The organism is Hymenobacter persicinus, from assembly GCF_004167665.1.
Classification (GTDB): Bacteria; Bacteroidota; Bacteroidia; order Cytophagales; family Hymenobacteraceae; genus Hymenobacter; species Hymenobacter persicinus.
Window position 1 is genome coordinate 36,622 of the sequence record NZ_SEWE01000018.1, and the last position, 16,509, is coordinate 53,130.

At 65.1% G+C, this 16,509-nt stretch carries 16 protein-coding genes; 10 read left to right on the plus strand and 6 right to left on the minus strand.

Annotation, left to right across the window (positions count from 1 at the left end):
• Positions 1 to 158 precede the first annotated feature (158 nt).
• Both EWM57_RS10360 and EWM57_RS10365 read right to left on the minus strand, forming a co-directional pair.
• Complete coding sequence (locus tag EWM57_RS10360; protein WP_129921071.1) at positions 159 to 1,031, minus strand: EamA family transporter; 873 nt, start codon at positions 1,029 to 1,031, stop codon at positions 159 to 161.
• 194 nt (positions 1,032 to 1,225) lie between these two features.
• Positions 1,226 to 1,573, minus strand: coding sequence for a hypothetical protein (locus EWM57_RS10365; protein ID WP_129921072.1), 348 nt, complete (start codon positions 1,571 to 1,573; stop codon positions 1,226 to 1,228).
• A gap of 299 nt (positions 1,574 to 1,872) precedes the next feature.
• On the opposite strand from EWM57_RS10365, the gene EWM57_RS10370 reads away from it, so the two are divergent.
• The 4 genes from EWM57_RS10370 to EWM57_RS10385 all read left to right on the plus strand — a co-directional run bounded on the left by EWM57_RS10370 (position 1,873) and on the right by EWM57_RS10385 (position 5,998).
• Positions 1,873 to 2,088 (plus strand): hypothetical protein, encoded by a 216-nt coding sequence (locus EWM57_RS10370; protein WP_129921073.1) that lies wholly within the window; start codon positions 1,873 to 1,875, stop codon positions 2,086 to 2,088.
• 320 nt (positions 2,089 to 2,408) lie between these two features.
• Positions 2,409 to 2,924 (plus strand): fasciclin domain-containing protein, encoded by a 516-nt coding sequence (locus tag EWM57_RS10375; protein ID WP_394345414.1) that lies wholly within the window; start codon positions 2,409 to 2,411, stop codon positions 2,922 to 2,924.
• Between the two features lie 225 nt (positions 2,925 to 3,149).
• Positions 3,150 to 5,471 carry an endonuclease gene (locus EWM57_RS10380; protein WP_129921075.1) on the plus strand — a complete coding sequence of 774 codons (2,322 nt, stop codon included), beginning with the start codon at positions 3,150 to 3,152 and terminating at the stop codon, positions 5,469 to 5,471.
• Positions 5,472 to 5,590: 119 nt separating this feature from the next.
• The gene (locus tag EWM57_RS10385; RefSeq protein WP_129921076.1) at positions 5,591 to 5,998 is read left to right on the plus strand and encodes a hypothetical protein; all 408 of its coding nucleotides are present in this window, start codon (positions 5,591 to 5,593) and stop codon (positions 5,996 to 5,998) included.
• 7 nt (positions 5,999 to 6,005) lie between these two features.
• Here EWM57_RS10385 and EWM57_RS10390 read toward each other — a convergent pair whose 3' ends face one another.
• A complete protein-coding gene (locus tag EWM57_RS10390) occupies positions 6,006 to 6,290 on the minus strand; it encodes a GNAT family N-acetyltransferase (protein WP_129921077.1) in 285 nt (94 codons plus the stop codon).
• Between the two features lie 198 nt (positions 6,291 to 6,488).
• On the opposite strand from EWM57_RS10390, the gene EWM57_RS10395 reads away from it, so the two are divergent.
• Both EWM57_RS10395 and EWM57_RS10400 read left to right on the plus strand, forming a co-directional pair.
• Positions 6,489 to 6,956: a hypothetical protein gene (locus tag EWM57_RS10395; protein ID WP_129921078.1), complete on the plus strand. Its 468-nt coding sequence runs from the start codon at positions 6,489 to 6,491 to the stop codon at positions 6,954 to 6,956.
• A 4-nt stretch (positions 6,957 to 6,960) separates the two neighbouring features.
• Complete coding sequence (locus tag EWM57_RS10400; protein ID WP_165370478.1) at positions 6,961 to 7,239, plus strand: hypothetical protein; 279 nt, start codon at positions 6,961 to 6,963, stop codon at positions 7,237 to 7,239.
• Between the two features lie 76 nt (positions 7,240 to 7,315).
• On the opposite strand, the gene EWM57_RS10405 is transcribed toward EWM57_RS10400, so the two are convergent.
• Positions 7,316 to 9,433 (minus strand): TonB-dependent receptor family protein, encoded by a 2,118-nt coding sequence (locus tag EWM57_RS10405; protein WP_129921080.1) that lies wholly within the window; start codon positions 9,431 to 9,433, stop codon positions 7,316 to 7,318.
• 178 nt (positions 9,434 to 9,611) lie between these two features.
• Between EWM57_RS10405 and EWM57_RS10410 the strand changes: the two genes are divergently transcribed.
• On the plus strand, positions 9,612 to 10,175 hold the full coding sequence (locus tag EWM57_RS10410) for a hypothetical protein (protein WP_129921081.1): 564 nt from the start codon (positions 9,612 to 9,614) through the stop codon (positions 10,173 to 10,175).
• Between the two features lie 10 nt (positions 10,176 to 10,185).
• Here the strand turns inward: EWM57_RS10410 and EWM57_RS10415 are convergent, their stop codons facing one another.
• The gene (locus tag EWM57_RS10415; RefSeq protein ID WP_129921082.1) at positions 10,186 to 10,638 is read right to left on the minus strand and encodes an energy transducer TonB; all 453 of its coding nucleotides are present in this window, start codon (positions 10,636 to 10,638) and stop codon (positions 10,186 to 10,188) included.
• Between the two features lie 187 nt (positions 10,639 to 10,825).
• Here EWM57_RS10415 and EWM57_RS10420 point away from each other — a divergent pair, with 187 nt between their 5' ends.
• The gene (locus tag EWM57_RS10420; protein WP_129921083.1) at positions 10,826 to 11,140 is read left to right on the plus strand and encodes a hypothetical protein; all 315 of its coding nucleotides are present in this window, start codon (positions 10,826 to 10,828) and stop codon (positions 11,138 to 11,140) included.
• Between the two features lie 340 nt (positions 11,141 to 11,480).
• Entirely contained in the window at positions 11,481 to 11,738 is a 258-nt protein-coding gene (locus EWM57_RS10425) for a hypothetical protein (protein ID WP_129921084.1), read from the plus strand.
• Positions 11,739 to 11,860: 122 nt separating this feature from the next.
• Here the strand turns inward: EWM57_RS10425 and paaN are convergent, their stop codons facing one another.
• Entirely contained in the window at positions 11,861 to 13,525 is a 1,665-nt protein-coding gene (paaN, locus tag EWM57_RS10430) for a phenylacetic acid degradation protein PaaN (protein WP_129921085.1), read from the minus strand.
• A 138-nt stretch (positions 13,526 to 13,663) separates the two neighbouring features.
• Between paaN and EWM57_RS10435 the strand changes: the two genes are divergently transcribed.
• Positions 13,664 to 16,489: a S8 family peptidase gene (locus EWM57_RS10435; RefSeq protein WP_129921086.1), complete on the plus strand. Its 2,826-nt coding sequence runs from the start codon at positions 13,664 to 13,666 to the stop codon at positions 16,487 to 16,489.
• Positions 16,490 to 16,509: the final 20 nt, after the last annotated feature.

Below are 16,509 nucleotides of genomic sequence, written 5' to 3' on the forward strand. Positions count from 1 at the left end.
AATACTGCTGCCCAACCCGGGCAACTCATGGGCTTATAAGTGTATTTCCCAGGTATGCTGGGCCGGCTAAGGGGCCCACCACGCTGCCGGACACGATGTGAGGGAAGAACTGCACCCGGTTCAATTCTCTGGCCTGGGTGAGTTTGGCCGCTGCCACCTTACTCGCTGTGCAGCGCGGGCTGGGGCTGGCGGGCCGTGAGCGTGGCGCCCGCGCTGGCAATGACGATGAGGAGCATGGCTACCCACTGAATGAACGGCAGCTTTTCGCCCAGCAGCAGCCAGCCCGACAGTGCCGCCGCCACCGGCTCCAGACTCATCAGAATGCTGAAGGTGCGCGTCGACATCGACTTGAGGGCTTGCATTTCCAGGGTGAAGGGTAGCACGCTGGAAAACACGGCCAGCAGCGCCCCCAGCAGCAGCAAATGGGGCGTCAGGGCGGGCAGGCTGCTGCTGGTCAGGCCGAAGGGCAGCACCGGCAGCGCCGCAAACAGCATCCCGACGGCCACGGCCACCGAGCCCGGTAGCACGGCCGCCGTGCGCTGCCCCAGGGCAATGTAGATGGCCCAGCACCCACCGGCCGCCAAAGCCAGGGCCATGCCCAGCAAGTCGATGCCGCGGCCCTGCCAGGGCGCAATCAGGGCAATGCCGGCGGCGGCCAGCACCACCCACACCACGTCGACCCAACGGCGGGAGCCAGCCAAAGCCAGGGCCAGCGGGCCTACAAACTCCAGCGTGACGGCCAGGCCCAGCGGAATCCGGGCCAGGGCGCAATAAAACAAGAAGTTCATGGCACCCAGGGCCAGACCGTAGGGCACCACCACCCGCCACTGCCGGGCCTGCAGTTGCCCCAGCCGGGGCCGCACGAGCACCAGCAGCAGCAGGGCCGACAAGCCAATGCGCAGACTGGCCGTGACGGCGGGGCCCAGCACCGGAAACAGGCCCTTGGCAATAGCGGCCCCGCCCTGCACGCTCAGAATGGCGAGTAGCACGGCCGGCACTGCGGGCACCGAGTAGCGGGGAGAATCTTTCATAGGCGAAGTAGCCGGCGGCAGGCTTGCCGGCGGAAGCGGGGGCAAACTTCGGCAAATACCGCGGTCCGCCTTTGCTTTTTCGCATCGGGCGGCTGGAAAAGCGGGGCCGGACGCGAAAAGGCCCTACCAGCGCGCTGCTGATAGGGCCTTCGAGTAGTTGGAACCAGCGCGTGGGGCGCAGTTTGGCCGCTGAGCTAGTTGCAGCCGATGGCCGGGTAGGAATACGCCCCGCCGTGCTGATGAAAAAACGCGTCGACGGCCGTTTGCAGCTCCTGCGGGTCATCGGTATCGAGTTCGGCGAAGATGTGGCTCAGCGACGTGATGCGCGGCTGGGTAGTCAGCAGGTAGCCCGGCGCGTCGAGCCAAGAGTACACGTAGAGCCGGGCGCCGTCCTGGGCCTGGCAGGCGTGCACGTACCGGATTTCGCTGGCCGGAATGTAGGCCGCGGGCTGGTTGAAGGAAACGTAGGCAATTGGCTGGCTGGCGCCCAGGGGCGCAAAGCCGGCTTCGGTCAGACTGGTTTGTTTCAGGAGTGGAAGCATAAGTCAGATTGCCTGGGCCGACTACTCAGGCGGTTTGGGTTAGGGGAAGAATGGGAAGTAGGTAAAGCAACTTAAATTATACCCACTCCGAAAGGCCATTTTCCGCGCAGTTGTGACATTCAGTTTTGACGCTACTTCGGCCCTTAGTGTCCTGCTTGCGCAATGCCAACCCGCATTCCGCCCGCTGAGCCCCGTCTTTACTCGGACACATTTACCTTAAATGTGACAACTATTCTCCTTCTGCGGGTTTTCACTTATCTTAGAAGAAGTTAAGCGTTTCACTCTTTCTCCCCCACACCATGGAAAACGCCGAAGAAAAACGGGCCCGCGACTTTGTTGAGCAATGGCTCCAGACCCACCCCGACCGCATCCGCAACCGCCGCGCCCGGCCCGACACCTTCCTGAACTGGAAGCTAGCCGCCATCCGCTACGTGCGCAACGGCAACCCCAACGACAGCGACGATATTCTGACCTGGTTTGCCACCCAGGCCGAAGGCGCGGCCATGGAGGACTAAGTACCGGCGGAACCCGGCCGAGCCACATTTTTGGGCCCTGGGTAAATCTATACTTCAGCTTGCTCCGTATAGTTCGGCAGCAATATAGATTCTCACTCCTCTCACTTTTTCCCTCTCACATGAACAAGCACATCCTTTCCGCCTTTGCCCTCGCGGCCCTGTTCTCGCTCGGAACCGCCACCTCTTCTACGGCCCAAAGCATGGCAACCAAGTCGGACGCCGAAAAGTCGAAGACCAAGGAAGACGGCATGGTGTCGAAAACCAAAATGGGTGACGACGGCAAAACCAAAATGAAGGGCAAAGCCGACGACGGCAGCAAGATGAAGGCCAAAACCAAGCCGATGGCCGGCGACATGGCCATGAGCAACTCGGCCGGGGTGATGGTGGGCGGCGCCATGATGGTGCCCAGCAAGGACATCGTCGACAACGCCGTTAACTCCACCGACCACACCACCCTGGTGTCGGCCGTGAAGGCTGCCGGGCTGGTGGAAACGCTGAAAGGCGCGGGCCCCTTCACCGTATTCGCGCCCACCAACGCCGCCTTCAACAAGCTGCCCGCCGGCACGGTCAACACGCTGGTGATGCCCGAGAACAAGGCTAAGCTGACCACCATCCTGACCTACCACGTGGTGCCCGGCCGCCTCACCGCCGCCGACCTCAAGGATGGCCAGGTGCTGACGACCGTGGAAGGCGAAACGCTGACCGTGATGAAAAAGGGTGATTCCGTAATGCTGCACGACGCCAAGGGCGGCATGGCGACGGTCACCATCCCCAACATCATCGACAGCAACGGCGTGACCCACGTTATCGACACGGTGCTGATGCCCACCAAGTAACTGTCCTGGCGCCGCGGCGCCGGAACGTAGCCGAAAGCCGACCCCAGTGGGGTCGGCTTTTTTCGTTTTCGGGCCCGTGGCGCGGATTACTTTTTTATGAACAAAATGCCCGGCAGCACCTACCCTTCAAGTACATAGGCCGGCCCTAATAGACGCGTTGTGCATCTACTCAGTTATTTTCCGACCTTTAGAGGCGTTTTTCCAATTCCACCTTCACACACCCTTATGAAGAACTTTTTCTCATGGGCCTGCGCGGCTGTTTTGGGCCTCTCCACGGCCGCAACGGCCCAGGTAATGCCGCCCGCTCCCCCTTCCAACCTGCAGGGGCAGGCGCTGAAAACCTGGCTGGTCCAGAACTGGTACGACGGCAAGCGCGTCGACTTGGGCTACGACCGGGCCCGGGGCAAGATGTACAACTACGTGGACGTGTTCAACGGCCGCCTCACCTGCGTGTACTCGGGCTACTCGGTGCCCAAAACCATCGACTCGACGGCCACCAGCACCGGCAACGTGGGCAGCATCAACTGTGAGCACACCATTCCCCAGTCGTGGTTCAACGAAGTCAGCCGCATGAAGGCCGACATTCACCACCTCTACCCCACCTTCGACACCTGGAACTCCAACCGCGGCAGCGACCCGTTCGGCGAAATTCCGGACGCCACCACCCAGCTCTGGATGCGCGGCACCACCGGCCAGACCACCATTCCGACGGCCAACATCGAGGAGTACAGCGAGGACACGAACACCATGTTTGAGCCCCGCGAAGACCACAAGGGCAACCTGGCCCGCTCGGCCTTCTATTTCTACACCATGCACCAGGGCCAGACCTTCGACCCGGGCAAGGACGTTATTTCGGCCCTGGCCGACCTGAACACCCTGTATCAGTGGCACCTGGCCGACCCGGTAGATGCTCGTGAGCGGGAGCGCAACCGCCGCGCCGCCAAAAGCCAGGGCAACTTCAACCCTTACATTGCCTACCCCGACCTGGTAGCCCGCGCCTGGGGCTTTGCCGTGCAGCCTACGTTTAGCTTTGCGGCGGCCACCGGCAGCATCACCGAGGGCAACACTGGCACCAAGACCTACACGGCTACCGTCAACGTGACGCCTGCTCCTACCGCCACTCTCACGGTGCAGGTAGCCGCCGACGCCGCCAACTCCACGGCCCTCAACCCGAGCGACTACACCTTCAGCACCCAGACGCTGACCTTCGCCGCCGGCCAAACGTCGCAGACCGTGACCGTCACGGTCAACGGCGACACCACGCCCGAAGCTGATGAAACCGTGCAGCTGAACCTGCAGAACGTGAGCACCGGCGGCGCCATCGGCGGCCCGGCCAACCACGTGCTAACCATCACCAACGACGACGGCGCGGCCCCGACCATTGCCTTTGCTTCGGCGACGGGCTCCATCCTGGAAGGCAACACCGGCACGACCACCTACACGGTGAATGCCACCCTGACCGGCAGCGCGCCCACGGCCGCCGTCACCATCCCCGTGACCGTAGTGGCCTCCGGCACCACCGCCGATGCCAACGACTACGTGCTGGGCACCACTAGCCTGACCTTCGCGGCCGGCAACGCCAGCCAGAGCCTGCCCGTCACCATCACGGTGAACGGCGACGTGACGCCGGAATCCAACGAGACCGTGCGCCTGCAGCTGGGCACGCCCACCACGGGCGGCGCCGTGCTGAGTTTGAACAGCACCCACACCCTGACCATCCTCAACGACGACCAGGCCCCGGCTGGCACCAGCTGCTCCGACCTGTACTTCTCGGAATACGCCGAGTCGGCTACGGGCAACACCAAGTACGTGGAGATTTACAACCCCACGCCCGACGTTATCAACCTAGCCGGCCTGCGCGTCGATTTGTTTGCCAACGGCGTAACCTCCCCGACTTCCACGCAGGCACTGACGGGCACGCTGAACCCCGGCGCCGTGTACGTTATTGCCAACGCCAACTCGGTGGCCTCCGTGCTAGCCAAGGCCAACGTGACCTCCAACATCACCTTCTTCAACGGCGACGACGCGCTGGCTTTGTTTGACGGCACCGACACGCTCGACGTTATCGGCGTTATCGGGCAGCGGCCGGCCGCTTCGGGCTGGGTGATTCCCGGCGGCGGCACCACCACCGACAACACCTTGGTGCGCAAAGCCACCGTGGGCCACGGCAACACCCGCTGGGCGCAGGCCGCCGGCGAATGGCAGACCCTGGGCACGGACGTCTTCACCAACGTGGGCCTCTACACCAGCTCGGCCTGCCTCCCAACGGGCACCGCCAAGGCGGCTCCGCTGCGCACGGGCCTGGAAGTATTCCCCAACCCGACGGCCGGCGCCTTCCAGGTGCGCGTACCTGGTCTGCAGGGCCGCCACCAGGCCGCCATCAGCCTCTACAACTCCCTGGGCCAGCAGGTTCAGACCCTGAGCCAGCCCCTGAGCGGTGCTGAGTCGGCCACGCTCAACGTGCACGCGCTGCCCGCCGGCCTCTACTCGGTGCAGGTGGAAGTCGGCGGGGTGCGCTACGTCAGCCGCCTGGCCGTGCGCCACTAAGCTTTATACCAACTGCGCTTCGGCGTTCTGATAAAAAGCCCCGACTCCCCACGGAGTCGGGGCTTTTTGCTTTTGGCTCGGTGGACTTACGCAGCAGATTTTGTTCGAACTTTGCAGCTATGCCGAATTCGTTGCCCAAGTCCTTTTACTTCCAGAATCCCGCCATTACCATCTACCACACGGCCGGCTACCTGCGCCTCGACTGGAGCGGGGCACGCACAACGGAAGACGAGCTGCGCGGGGCTTACCAGCAGGTGTTGCTGGCCATGAAGCACTACCGCACCGGCAAAACCCTGAGCTACCACGGCCTGCGCCAGCTGATTCCGCTCCCGGTTCAGCACTGGCTCACCCAGGAATGGATTCCGCGGGCCGTGCACGAGGCCGGCTACAGCCAGTGCGCCGTGGTCGAAAGCCAGAGCGCGCTGGGCCGGCTGGCTTCCCAGGCCGTGGGGCAGCAAACTCCCGCCCAGCTCGATTTTCGCCATTTCGCCACCCTGGCCGAAGCGCACGCCTGGCTGAGCGCCTAAGCCACCCCTACTTTTTCTCCCGCAGCTCCTGGTATTCGGGGTGCTGCTCCACGAAGCCGCGCATAAACGAGCAGCTCGTGCGCACCCGCAGGTGCTGGTCGCGGGCAAAATCCAGGGCCGTTTTAGCCAGTTGCTCCCCGATGCCCTTGCCCCGCAGGTGCTCATCAACGAAGGTGTGGGTAAAGTCGATAACGTCGTCGGTGGGGCGGCTGTAGGCCAGCTCCGACTCGTAGCCCTGGAGCGTGGCGTAGAAAGTCTGTTCGTCGGAATTGTGGGTGATGGTCGGATTCATGGGAGGCAGCGTGAGCGTGACGGGTCCGGCCTACGAGGGCCGGCTCTGCCTGTTAACTGCCGGCGGCCGGCCGGGGTTGCGGGGAAAAGTCGCCTAGCGTTTTTAGCCGCCCGGCGCAGCCAATTTGCCCCGGACTGCGTACACGAAAGCACAACGGCTGTTTCCCGCCCTTTCCAATTACCCTTTCTCTCGACAACCATGGCACACAACCCCAACGACGGCAGCAACGACAACCCGGACGAGTTCAGCGAATTCCGCAAAGACAAGGATGCCACCACTGGCAACGCCAAGGCGGAAAACCACCGCGAAGGCGAAAAGCGCGCCGACGCTCCCCTGACTCCTACCCCCTCGGGCACGCCCGCCTACGGCGACTTTGGTCACGACCCCAACACCCGCTCCACGACCACCGACCAGCCCGCGGGCATGAACCCCGGCGGCGTGGCCGCGCCCAGCACGGCAGCCCCCGAACAGCGGGGCAGCGCCCCCCAGAACTTGAATCCCGACGCCGTGCGCGCCACCCAGAATGCTTCCGAGGAAGAGCGCCGCGAGGCCTACAAGCAGGACGACCCGCGTTACGGCGGTGGTACCCGCAACTGGGAATCCGAAGAGCCCGCCAACCGTACCCGCAACTCGGCCGAAGACCCCAACGACAACTTGCTCAGTTAAGCTTTTGACCTTACACCCAATGGACAAGCAGAAAAAAGACTCCGCCGCTCCCCAGCCGGACGGCGCTAAAATGAGCCCCGAGCAGCAGAAGCACCACGACGAGCTCTACAATTACAAGCGCGACGAGGAAGGCACGCTCGACACCTCCGCCCGCCTCGACGACGAAACCGCCGGCATCCCCGACGACACCGTCAGCAGCGGAGCTAACCCTGGCACTACCGGCGACCCGGTCGACAACATTATCATCGAGTCGAACAACCCCATCGACGACAATAACCGCTAGTCCTGCCCAGCAGTACGTCCAAAAGGCCGCTCCGACAACCGTTGGGGCGGCCTTTTGCGTGCTGTGTCTGCCCGACTTACCAGCGCCAGCCGAGTTGGGCGCCGCCGTAGTAGTTGCGGCCGGGGGCGGGCTGAAAGAACCGGTTGCCAAAGGCATTCAAATCGTTGCCCAGGCTGTAGCGGCGGTTGGTGGCGTTGTCGAGGCCGGCGTACAGGTCAGCTTCGAAGTGGCGCGCCAGTGTGCGGCGCCAGCCGGCCCGGGCCCCGAAAACCCAGTAACCGGCCGCGTACTCAGAGTTGGCGTCGTTCAGAGGCAGGCGGGCCTGGTGGCTCACGGTGGGGTTGGCGTAGAAGCCGGGGCCAGATGCAAAATCGAGGCCGGCGGTGAGGGTGTGGGGCGCGGTGCCGGTGAGACGGTTGCCGCTGAAATCATTACCTCCCGACTCGTAGCGAAGGAAGCGGTAGTGGTTGTAGGCGTAGCTGACAAAAGCCCGCAGGCCCCTCCCCGCCCCGGCGGCCGAGGATTCCGCAGCAGTACCAGCGGGGGCGGGTTGCCAAAGCCAGCCGCTCACGGCCGCTTCTACCCCGCGCTGCCGGGTGGTGCCGGCGTTGGCAAAGACGCTGGTTCCGGTTGCCGTAGTCCGCGTGACGATGGTGTGGCGCAGCCGGAAGTCGTAGGCGGCCAGATCGAAGCGCAGGCGGCGGTCCAGCAGCTGCCCGCGCGCGCCCACCTCGAAGCTCGTGCCCCGCTCGGCCTGCAACTCCGGGTTCAGGCTGCCGTCGGAGGGACGGATTTCCTCGTCGGTGGGCGGGGAAAAGCCCGTGCTGACGCTGGCGTAGGTTGAAATCAGCGGCGTGAGCTCCTTCAGCAGCGCCACCCGCGGCGACACCACCGGCCGAAAGTCGCGCCGCAGCTCGTAGCCCGCCGGCTTAGCCACCGCGTCCGACACTCGAGTAATGCGGTAAGCCAGACGGTTGTAGCTCGCCCCTGCCGTGGCCAGCAAGCCGGCGGGCAGCTCCAGCTCGGCCTGCCCGAAGCCAAAGCCCGTGGTGGCCCGGATTTCGTCGTCGTAGCGCAGGGGGCCGGGAGTGCCGGCGCGGTTCTGGTAGCTGCGGGCATTTTCGAAGCTGCTCTGCCATTCTCCGCCGGCACTCAGTCGTAGCACCCGCCCGGCCAGCGTGGTACGGTAAGCAAACGTCGTGCGCCCGCCCCAGCCCAGGCCGGTGTTGCGCTCCAAGTCGACCAGATAAGGCGTACGAATGGCCGTGCCGGAGGTGTAAAGCGTGGTTTTGTTGGAGAAGCGCGCCGAAAACCGGTACTCGTGCGACACGCCCAGCAAAGCCGTGCGTGAGGCGTAGGCAGCCCGTTGCGCCACGGTGCCGGGTGCGGCCGCCGTACCCGGCCGGGCCTGCCGTGGATTCTGCTCAAACTGGGCCCGGGTCAGGCCGCCGGGCAGCTGATAGTCCAGGTCGGTGTACAGCACGTGGGCCGCCACGGTGCGTTGCTCGGAGGGGCGAAATTCGCCGTCGATGGTCAGCACGTCGCGGCGCAGGGCGCTGTTTTCGCGGTAGCCATCCAGGCTCTGGCGGGTGTACTGGGCCCGCAGGGTGCTCGTGGCCGTGCCGCTTTCGGCCGCTACCGAATAGCGGCGTAGCCCGAAGCTGCCGGCCGTGAAGCCCACCTGGGCCCGGCTTTCCCCCGGTTCGGGCCGGCGGTTGCTCAGCAGCACGGCTCCGCCCGTACCGGCCCCGTACGCGCTGGCGGCCGGGCCTTTCAGCACCTCAATCCGGCCGAGGGAAGCCACGTCGAGCAAATTCAGGGCGGTGCTGCCGCCGGCATCGGTGAAGGGAATGTCGTGGTAGTACACCTTCACGTTGCGGACGCCGAACGGGGAGCGGAGCGTGCTGCCCCGCACGCTGAGCCGGTAGCTGGCCGTGGCCCGCTCCTCCAGCCGTACCCCGGGCAGGGTATTGACGGCGGCCGTGAGGGAAGTCGGGCTGAAGCGGTCCAGCGTGCGGCTGTCGATGACGCCTACGCCGGCGGCGGTGCGGCGCAGGGGCAGGTTTTGGCCGTAGCCCACCACGGTGGCTTCGGGCAGGGCCACGGCGCGGGCGGTGTCGGGCGCCGGGTTCTGAGCCAGGGCGGGCAGCCCCAGCCCGGTCAGCGCGCACCACAGCCAGGAACGGGAAAGCATACGTCGAATTCGGAGCATTCCTGACCCGAACGGGAAAGCGCGCGGGATGTTTGCAACCGGCCTGGCACCTGGCCAGCCGCCAGCTCCGACGCGGAGAGCGGGGCCAGCAGCCAAACTGGTGGGCTTCGGGACCTCAAACGGCTTTTTTGCTGTTATTGGGGCTTATTCTCTCGCCCCCATGCCCGCTCTTCCGCCCGACCTACGCAAAGCGCTGTTTAACCTGCCCCAGAAAGAAAAAGACCAGTTGCTGGCCCGCCTCGTCAGCCAGGATGCGGTGCTGGTCGAGCAGCTCGGCTTCCGCCTGCTCGAAGGCCCCGACGCGCTGGCCGACCGCCGCCAACTCCTGCGCACCCAGATTGACGACCCGGTGCGCGGCTTTCACCAAACGCCCAACGACCTGCTCGTAATTGTGCGCCAGCTTCAGTCCCGCATCGGCTACCACGCCCGGATTACCGACGACGCCTTCGGGGAGGTGGAGCTCACGCTGCGCCTGCTCAACCGCGTCTTTGAGCACCAGCCGGCCCTGGTCAGCCGGCTGCACGGCCCTACCCAGCCCCTGCTGCAGCATTTGGCCAAGCGCACCCACGAGGCATTGCGCCAAACCGAGAAGCTCCACGCCGACTACCATCTCGAGCTGGCCGAGGCCGTGAATCAGCTGCTGGGCCGGCTCTACGCCTCGGCCGCCGCGCCCCTGGCCCGGGAGCTGGGCGTACCCAAGCAGTGGGGCGACGCGGACCGGTAAAAGTCGGCAGTTATTCCAGCGCCCGAAACACGATGGGCATGGTGTAGGCCACCCGCACGGGCTGGCCCCCGATGCGGCCGGGCTTCCACCAGGGCATAATGCGCACCAGCCGCAGGGCTTCCTCATCGAGCCCGAAGCCCAGACCCTTAACCACTTTGGCGTCGAGGATTCGCCCGGTTTCATCGACCACGAAGCTCACGTGCACCTTGCCGGAAGCGCCGTGGTTGAGGGCCTCGGCGGGGTAGTTGATTTTGGCTCGCAGAAACTTGGCAAAGGCGGCCTCCCCACCGGGAAAGCTGGGCATCTCGTCGGCGGCGTGGTAAACGACGGGTGCCGGAACCGGAGCGGTAGTCGGCGCGCCGCCGGCCACGGTAGTGCTGAGGGCTACGGCCGGCGGGTTTTGCGCCGCCGCGCCGACGGCCAGCGTCATCAGGGACAAAAGCAACAGCGGGGAGCGGAGCATGGCAACGGGTGGTAGCAGTCAGACGCTCAAAGGTATGCCGCCGACCAAGCTCCGCCGTGACGGCTGCATTAAGCTTGCGTTGCCAAAAGGTTGGTAACATTGGCGGTATCCTTTCCCGGGCAAAAGCAGTACCTTAAAGCAAAGTACTCCGCCGCGGCCCCGTCGGCATGACCAAGCTTCGTTTCCCATGACCCACGTTCCGACCCCCGAAAATGTGCGCGTACCGCAGCACCTCAACGAGGAAGCAGTGCGCCAGGCCCTCGACGAACTCGACGGCAAGATCAAAACCCTGCGCAACCGCGCCCACGCCACCGCCGCCAACTCCCCCCACACCTACCATGCGCACATTGCGGCCCTGGAGGTGAAGCGCGCCAAGCTCGCTGAGTTGCTGGGCCCCCGCTCGGCGCCCGGCACGCCACCGCCTGCCCGGGAAGCCAGCGCCTGGGACGAAATCATGCGCGGCATCGACAACCTGCGCGAAGATTTGCGCCACATCCTGTAGGCTGTTGCTGCAGACGCCCATTACCGTTCTGTCTGAAAAGCCCTTTGCCCGACCCGGTGAAGGGCTTTTGCTTGCGGAGCTACCCGCTTCACCCGACTGTGCCCCGATTTTGCCATACGTTCCGGTTAATGTCCCGCGCTGCTGCAGTGGCAATTATTGCGGGCGCGGCACCAGGGAATTTAGGGCGTTGAGGCGCGCGGCCACAGTCGGCGGCACGATTTGTGACGCCCGATTTTGCCGCGGCCCGTGGTTGGGCTGTATCCTTTTAAGGCTACTTTCAGTACAAAGTCCTAGCTGACTGGCGCTAACTGGAAGGCTTTTCCTCTTTGCTTTCTCTCGTATGAAAATCCGGATCTACCTAGCTGCCTTCGGCCTGCTCCTGCTCGGGGCCTCCGCCTGTAATCACGATACCGTGACGCAGAGCCCGCGCAAGTACAACGCGGTTTCAACTCAGTCGTCCCGCCGCGCCAACGACAAGTCCCATTTCCGCAAAAACCGCGGCGACGGTCTGGGCATCGACCTCAATGCCCGTAACCCCTACAAAACCGGCACCACCAACGCGCCGCGCAAATACAAGTACAACAACAATCCGCGCTAACCTTTCCGGCCCGACTTTTTCCACCGTTCAGTTCAATACCAAACCGCCCCGACCTGCACAGGCTGGGGCGGTTTGTCGTTTATGAAGAGGGCCAATCATAATGACATTAGCCCCTTGTCCTCCTACGCCGGCTCGCGGAAGCCCACCCAGGTGAAGCGCTTGATGACGAATTCGGGGTTAGTGAAGCTGGCGTTGCCGGCGGGGTTGCCGCCCGTGACGTGGAAGTCGGAAAAGCCGGCGTTCTGGTTCACGTAGATGTTGCCGGTCAGGTTGAAGCTTACCGGCGTGCCGGCCAGGCTCATTTCGTCCATGATCTGCTCCTTGACCCGGGCGTCGGTGGTGTAGGCCCCGCAGCTGATGGCCCCGTACTCCCGGGCCAGGTGAGCCGCCAGATGAATACTTTCGGCCGTGTCCCGGGTTTTGATGATGAGCATCACGGGGCCGAACAGCTCCTGGCTGAACTGCTCGATGCGGGCAGCGTCGATTTCGTGGATGGTGGGGGAGCAGGTGCGGGCCTGCTCGTAGTGCGGGTGGGCCACCGGGCCGTGGGCCAGCACCGTGCGGCCGCCCTCGAAGGCCAGCTGCTGCACCCGCTCGTGGGTGGCCGCACTTTGTAGGGCGCCCACAATATGCGGCCCCACCTTGGGGTTGGCCACCAGTCCGCTGACGGCGTCGGCCAGGGTCTGCACTACCTGGTCGTAGGGTACGAGCTCGGCGCCTACCCGCACGCCGGCGGCGGGCACGAAGAAGTTTTGCGGGGCCGTGCACATCTGCCCCGAGTACAGGCTGACCGAAAATGCCAGGTTCTGGGCCACCTTCGCCAGGTCGTCGCAGGAGTCGAGGATGATGCTGTTGACGCCGGTTTTCTCGGTGAAAACGGTTTTGCCCCGCAGGCTCTCGATGTACTCGCCGAACTGGCTACCGCCGGTGTAGTCGATGAGCTTGACGGCCGGCGCCTCGGCCAATTCCCGGGCAATAAGCCGGTCGTCGGCATCCACGGCCAGCTGGCAGATGGTGGGACTCAGGCCGTAGGCGGACAGTACTTTCTGCACTTCCGCTACTACGAGGGCAATGGGCAGCACGGCTTTGGGGTGGGGCTTAATGATGACCGGGTTGCCCGTTACGAGGCTGGCAAACATGCCCGGCACGGTGTTCCAGGTCGGGAACGTGGAGCAGCCAATGACCAGCCCTACGCCCTTGGGCACGGCCCGCCAGGTTTTGCGCATGGTCAGGTTGTACTTGCCCATGGGCTTTTCCCAGGTGGTTTCCTCCGGAAAACGGGTCTGCTCCTCGTAGCCGGCGGCAATGGCTTCCAGGGCGCGGTCGGCGGCGTGCGGCCCGGAGGCCTGAAACGACATCGTGTACGACTGCCCGGTGGTGTGCATCGTGGCGTAGGCAATTTCGAAAAACCGGCTGCGCATGCCGTCCAGGGCTTCGGTGAGCAAAGCCGCGCGCTGGGCGGGCTTGAGCCGGCGCCACTCATCGAAGCCGGCCTGGGCCCGGGCCACGAGCGTGGCGGGGCTGAAAAACGGGTACTTCACGCCCAGCGGTTGCTGCTCGTACGGCGACTCCTCCTGTCCTACCCACTGCTCAGGGGCCGGCTGGAGCAGTTCGGTGAAGTGCTGGCCGCGCAGACTTTCAAAGGCCTCGCGGCCCAGCCGGTCGGCGTCGGCCCCGTATATTTCGGGGGAGGGGTTTTCGGGAAAAGCGGCGTAGAACGTGCGCCCGTGCAGGGCTTTGATGGCCGTATCGAGGGTGGCTTGGTGGCGTTGGATGGTTTCGAGCATGGGCAGTCGGCAACGGGGCGGAGAGGTTGGCAGGGCTTTTACGGAAGTTGGTCGAAAAGTGCGGATTGGGGCCGGCAAGTAAGCCCGGCAGCGCTTAAATTTACGTACCTACCCCGTACCCACCCAATCCGGCCGGCCATGCAGACACTGCTACGTTTTGCTCTTTTTCTCGCCCTGACGCTCGGCGCCGCCCCGGCCTTCGCCCAATCAGCGGCGGCGTCGGCCCCCGCCACGCTGCCGGGCACGCTGGTGTTCAAGCTCAAGCCCGCGTTTCGCGCCCAAGCCTCGGCCGACCACATTGCCGTGCCGGGCCTGCTGGCAGCGCTGGAGCGACTGGGCGCGACCCAGCTGCGGCAGAAATTTCCCCGCGCCCTGCCGGCCAGCTCGGAAGTGCCGGGCTCGGTGGAACTGCGCCTGATTTACCAGGTGGAGCTGGCCCCGGACGCGGCGCTGGCCAAAGCCTGCCGGGCCCTGGCGCAGACCGGTGCCGTGGAGTACGCCGAACCACTCTACTACCGCGCGCCGCTCTACCAGCCCAACGACCCGCTGGCCGACTCTACCAACGTCAACGGGCAGTTTCACCTGAAGAACATCCGCGCCTACGGGGCCTGGGACGTGACCAAGGGCGACACGAGCATGGTCATTGCCATTACCGACACGGGCACGCGCTACACCCACGAGGATTTGGTGAATCAGGTGAAGAAAAACTACGCCGACCCCATCGACGGCCTCGACAACGACCACGACGGCTACGTGGACAACTTTCGGGGCTGGGACGTGGCCGACAACGACAACGACGCGTCTTACAACATGGCCGTGTTTCAGCCCATCCACGGCATTCTGGTGTCGGGCGCGGCCGTGGCCCAGGCCGATAACGGCAAGGGCGTGGCCGGCGTGGGCTTCAAGTGCAAGTATCTGCCGCTGAAAATCTACCCCAACACGCCCACCGGCCGCTTCGCCGGCTACGAGGCCATCGTGTACGCCGCCGACCACGGCTGCCAGGTTATTAACCTGTCTTGGGGCGATGCGGCCAACCCTTCCCAGTTTGAGCAGGACGTAATTACCTACGCCGCCGTTAATCGCAACGCCGTGGTGGTGGCCGCCGCCGGCAATACCAATGCCGAGCTCGACTTCTACCCCGCCAGCTACGACCACGTCGTGTCGGTGGCCGCTCTGGCGCCCACCGACGTGAAGTCGGGACCGGCTACGTACAGCACCCACGTGTCGGTATCGGCGCCGGGCGAGGCCGTGCTGACCGTCTGGGGCGACACGAACAGTGACTACGTGGCCGTCAATGGCTCCTCCTTCGCCTCTCCGCTGGTGGCGGGGGCGGCGGCGCTGGTGCGCACCCGGTTTCCGCAACTCACCGCCGACCAAGTCGCGGCCCAACTCCGGCAGACGGCCGACGACATCTACGACCTGCCCGGCAACGCGGGGCTCCGCGGCAAGCTTGGCACGGGCCGCCTGAACGTGAGCCGGGCCGTGCGCCTGACCGACCGGCGCGAGGCCCGGGTGGTGCAGACCGTCTTCAGCCCGGCCCGCCCGGTGTACCAGCCCGGCGACACGCTGCGCCTGACGGCGGAAGTGCAAAACCTGCTCCAGCCCATCAGCGGCCTCACGCTCACCGTTACCTCCCTTTCGCCCTACCTCATTGTGCGCCAGGGCACGTTCAGCATTGGCAGCCTGGGCACGCTGGCCCGCACGAGCAATCCGACGGCCCCATTCCGACTGGCGGTGGCCGCCGCGGTGCCGCTGAATACCCGCGCCGTGCTGCGCTACCGCTTCACGGCCGACAACGGCTATCAGACCGACCAGTTCGTTTCCCTTACCCTGAACCCGGACTACGTGGTGCTCGACGCCAATGACCTGCACCTGACGCTGACCAGCCGGGGTAACCTGGGCTATGACGGCCTGGGCTCGGATCTGGGTGCTGGCGTAACCTACCGCAACGGCACCGGGCTGCTCTACGAGGGCGGCCTGATGGTAGCCACGAGCCCGACGCGGGTGTCGGACCGGGTGCGCAACGACCGGAACGTGCCCGACCAGGATTTCTACGCCCTGACCCAGCTGGCGCTGCGCCGCCACCCCCTGCGCGCCACCCAGGAAGCTGCCGGCGTGCTCCAGGATTCATTGCCCACGCTTACCCGCAACCGCACCGTGGGAGTGCGCATCCGGCAGCGGGCCTACGCCTGGTCGGATGCCCCGCACCGGGACTACGTCATTGTGGAATACCAGCTTAAAAACGTCACGGCCGACACGCTCAAGCCTTTGTACGCGGGGCTATTTATGGACTGGGACGTGGCCCCCGACCCCAACCGCAACGCCGCGCTCTGGGACTCGACCCGGGCCCTGGGCTACGTGTTTACTCCGGCCGCGCCCACCGTGTACGCGGGCGTGAAGCTGCTGGCCGGCGGCCCGGCGGCCTGCTACTCCATCGACAACAACGCTTCCGCCGCGGCGGCCGTGTATTTGCGCAACGGCTTCAGCGCGGCCGAAAAGTTTCTGACCCTGAGCAACAAGGCCCGCCAGAGCAGCGTCGGGGCCACGGCCGGCACCGACGTGTCGCAGGTAGTGGGCGCGGGCCGGGGCCGCCTCGCGCCCGGCGATTCCACGGTCGTGGCCTTTGCCGTGCTGGGTGCTCCTACCCTGCCTGCCCTGCAGGCCGCCGCTGATGCCGCCCAGAGCCGTTACAACCTGGTGCTGCCAACTCGCCCGGCCGCCAGTACTTTGCCCTGGCAGCTGTACCCCAACCCCACCTCGGGCCGGGTGCAGGTGGTCGTGCCGACCGAATTTCGCGGTCAGCAGGTTCGGCTGCTGAATGCGCTGGGGCAGGTGTTGACCACGCAGCAGCTGAATGGGTTGAGCATCAGCCTCGATGTGAGCGGGCAGCCGGCGGGAATTTACCTCGTGCAGGTGCAGGGACCCGCGGGGCTGCTCACCCGGCGTTTGGTGGTGCAGCCCTAGCCGAAAAGCGCGCGTGTCGG

What these genes read in the sequence shown, in the direction of transcription:
- EWM57_RS10360 (WP_129921071.1), bottom strand. Translation starts at nt 1,031, where the DNA reads ATGAAAGATTCTCCCCGCTACTCGGTGCCCGCAGTGCCGGCCGTGCTA.
- EWM57_RS10395 (WP_129921078.1), top strand. Translation starts at nt 6,489, where the DNA reads ATGGCACACAACCCCAACGACGGCAGCAACGACAACCCGGACGAGTTC.
- paaN (WP_129921085.1), bottom strand. Translation starts at nt 13,525, where the DNA reads ATGCTCGAAACCATCCAACGCCACCAAGCCACCCTCGATACGGCCATC.
- EWM57_RS10385 (WP_129921076.1), top strand. Translation starts at nt 5,591, where the DNA reads ATGCCGAATTCGTTGCCCAAGTCCTTTTACTTCCAGAATCCCGCCATT.
- EWM57_RS10375 (WP_394345414.1), top strand. Translation starts at nt 2,409, where the DNA reads ATGAAGGCCAAAACCAAGCCGATGGCCGGCGACATGGCCATGAGCAAC.
- EWM57_RS10405 (WP_129921080.1), bottom strand. Translation starts at nt 9,433, where the DNA reads ATGCTTTCCCGTTCCTGGCTGTGGTGCGCGCTGACCGGGCTGGGGCTG.
- EWM57_RS10365 (WP_129921072.1), bottom strand. Translation starts at nt 1,573, where the DNA reads ATGCTTCCACTCCTGAAACAAACCAGTCTGACCGAAGCCGGCTTTGCG.
- EWM57_RS10435 (WP_129921086.1), top strand. Translation starts at nt 13,664, where the DNA reads ATGCAGACACTGCTACGTTTTGCTCTTTTTCTCGCCCTGACGCTCGGC.
- EWM57_RS10415 (WP_129921082.1), bottom strand. Translation starts at nt 10,638, where the DNA reads ATGCTCCGCTCCCCGCTGTTGCTTTTGTCCCTGATGACGCTGGCCGTC.
- EWM57_RS10425 (WP_129921084.1), top strand. Translation starts at nt 11,481, where the DNA reads ATGAAAATCCGGATCTACCTAGCTGCCTTCGGCCTGCTCCTGCTCGGG.
- EWM57_RS10420 (WP_129921083.1), top strand. Translation starts at nt 10,826, where the DNA reads ATGACCCACGTTCCGACCCCCGAAAATGTGCGCGTACCGCAGCACCTC.
- EWM57_RS10410 (WP_129921081.1), top strand. Translation starts at nt 9,612, where the DNA reads ATGCCCGCTCTTCCGCCCGACCTACGCAAAGCGCTGTTTAACCTGCCC.
- EWM57_RS10390 (WP_129921077.1), bottom strand. Translation starts at nt 6,290, where the DNA reads ATGAATCCGACCATCACCCACAATTCCGACGAACAGACTTTCTACGCC.
- EWM57_RS10370 (WP_129921073.1), top strand. Translation starts at nt 1,873, where the DNA reads ATGGAAAACGCCGAAGAAAAACGGGCCCGCGACTTTGTTGAGCAATGG.
- EWM57_RS10380 (WP_129921075.1), top strand. Translation starts at nt 3,150, where the DNA reads ATGAAGAACTTTTTCTCATGGGCCTGCGCGGCTGTTTTGGGCCTCTCC.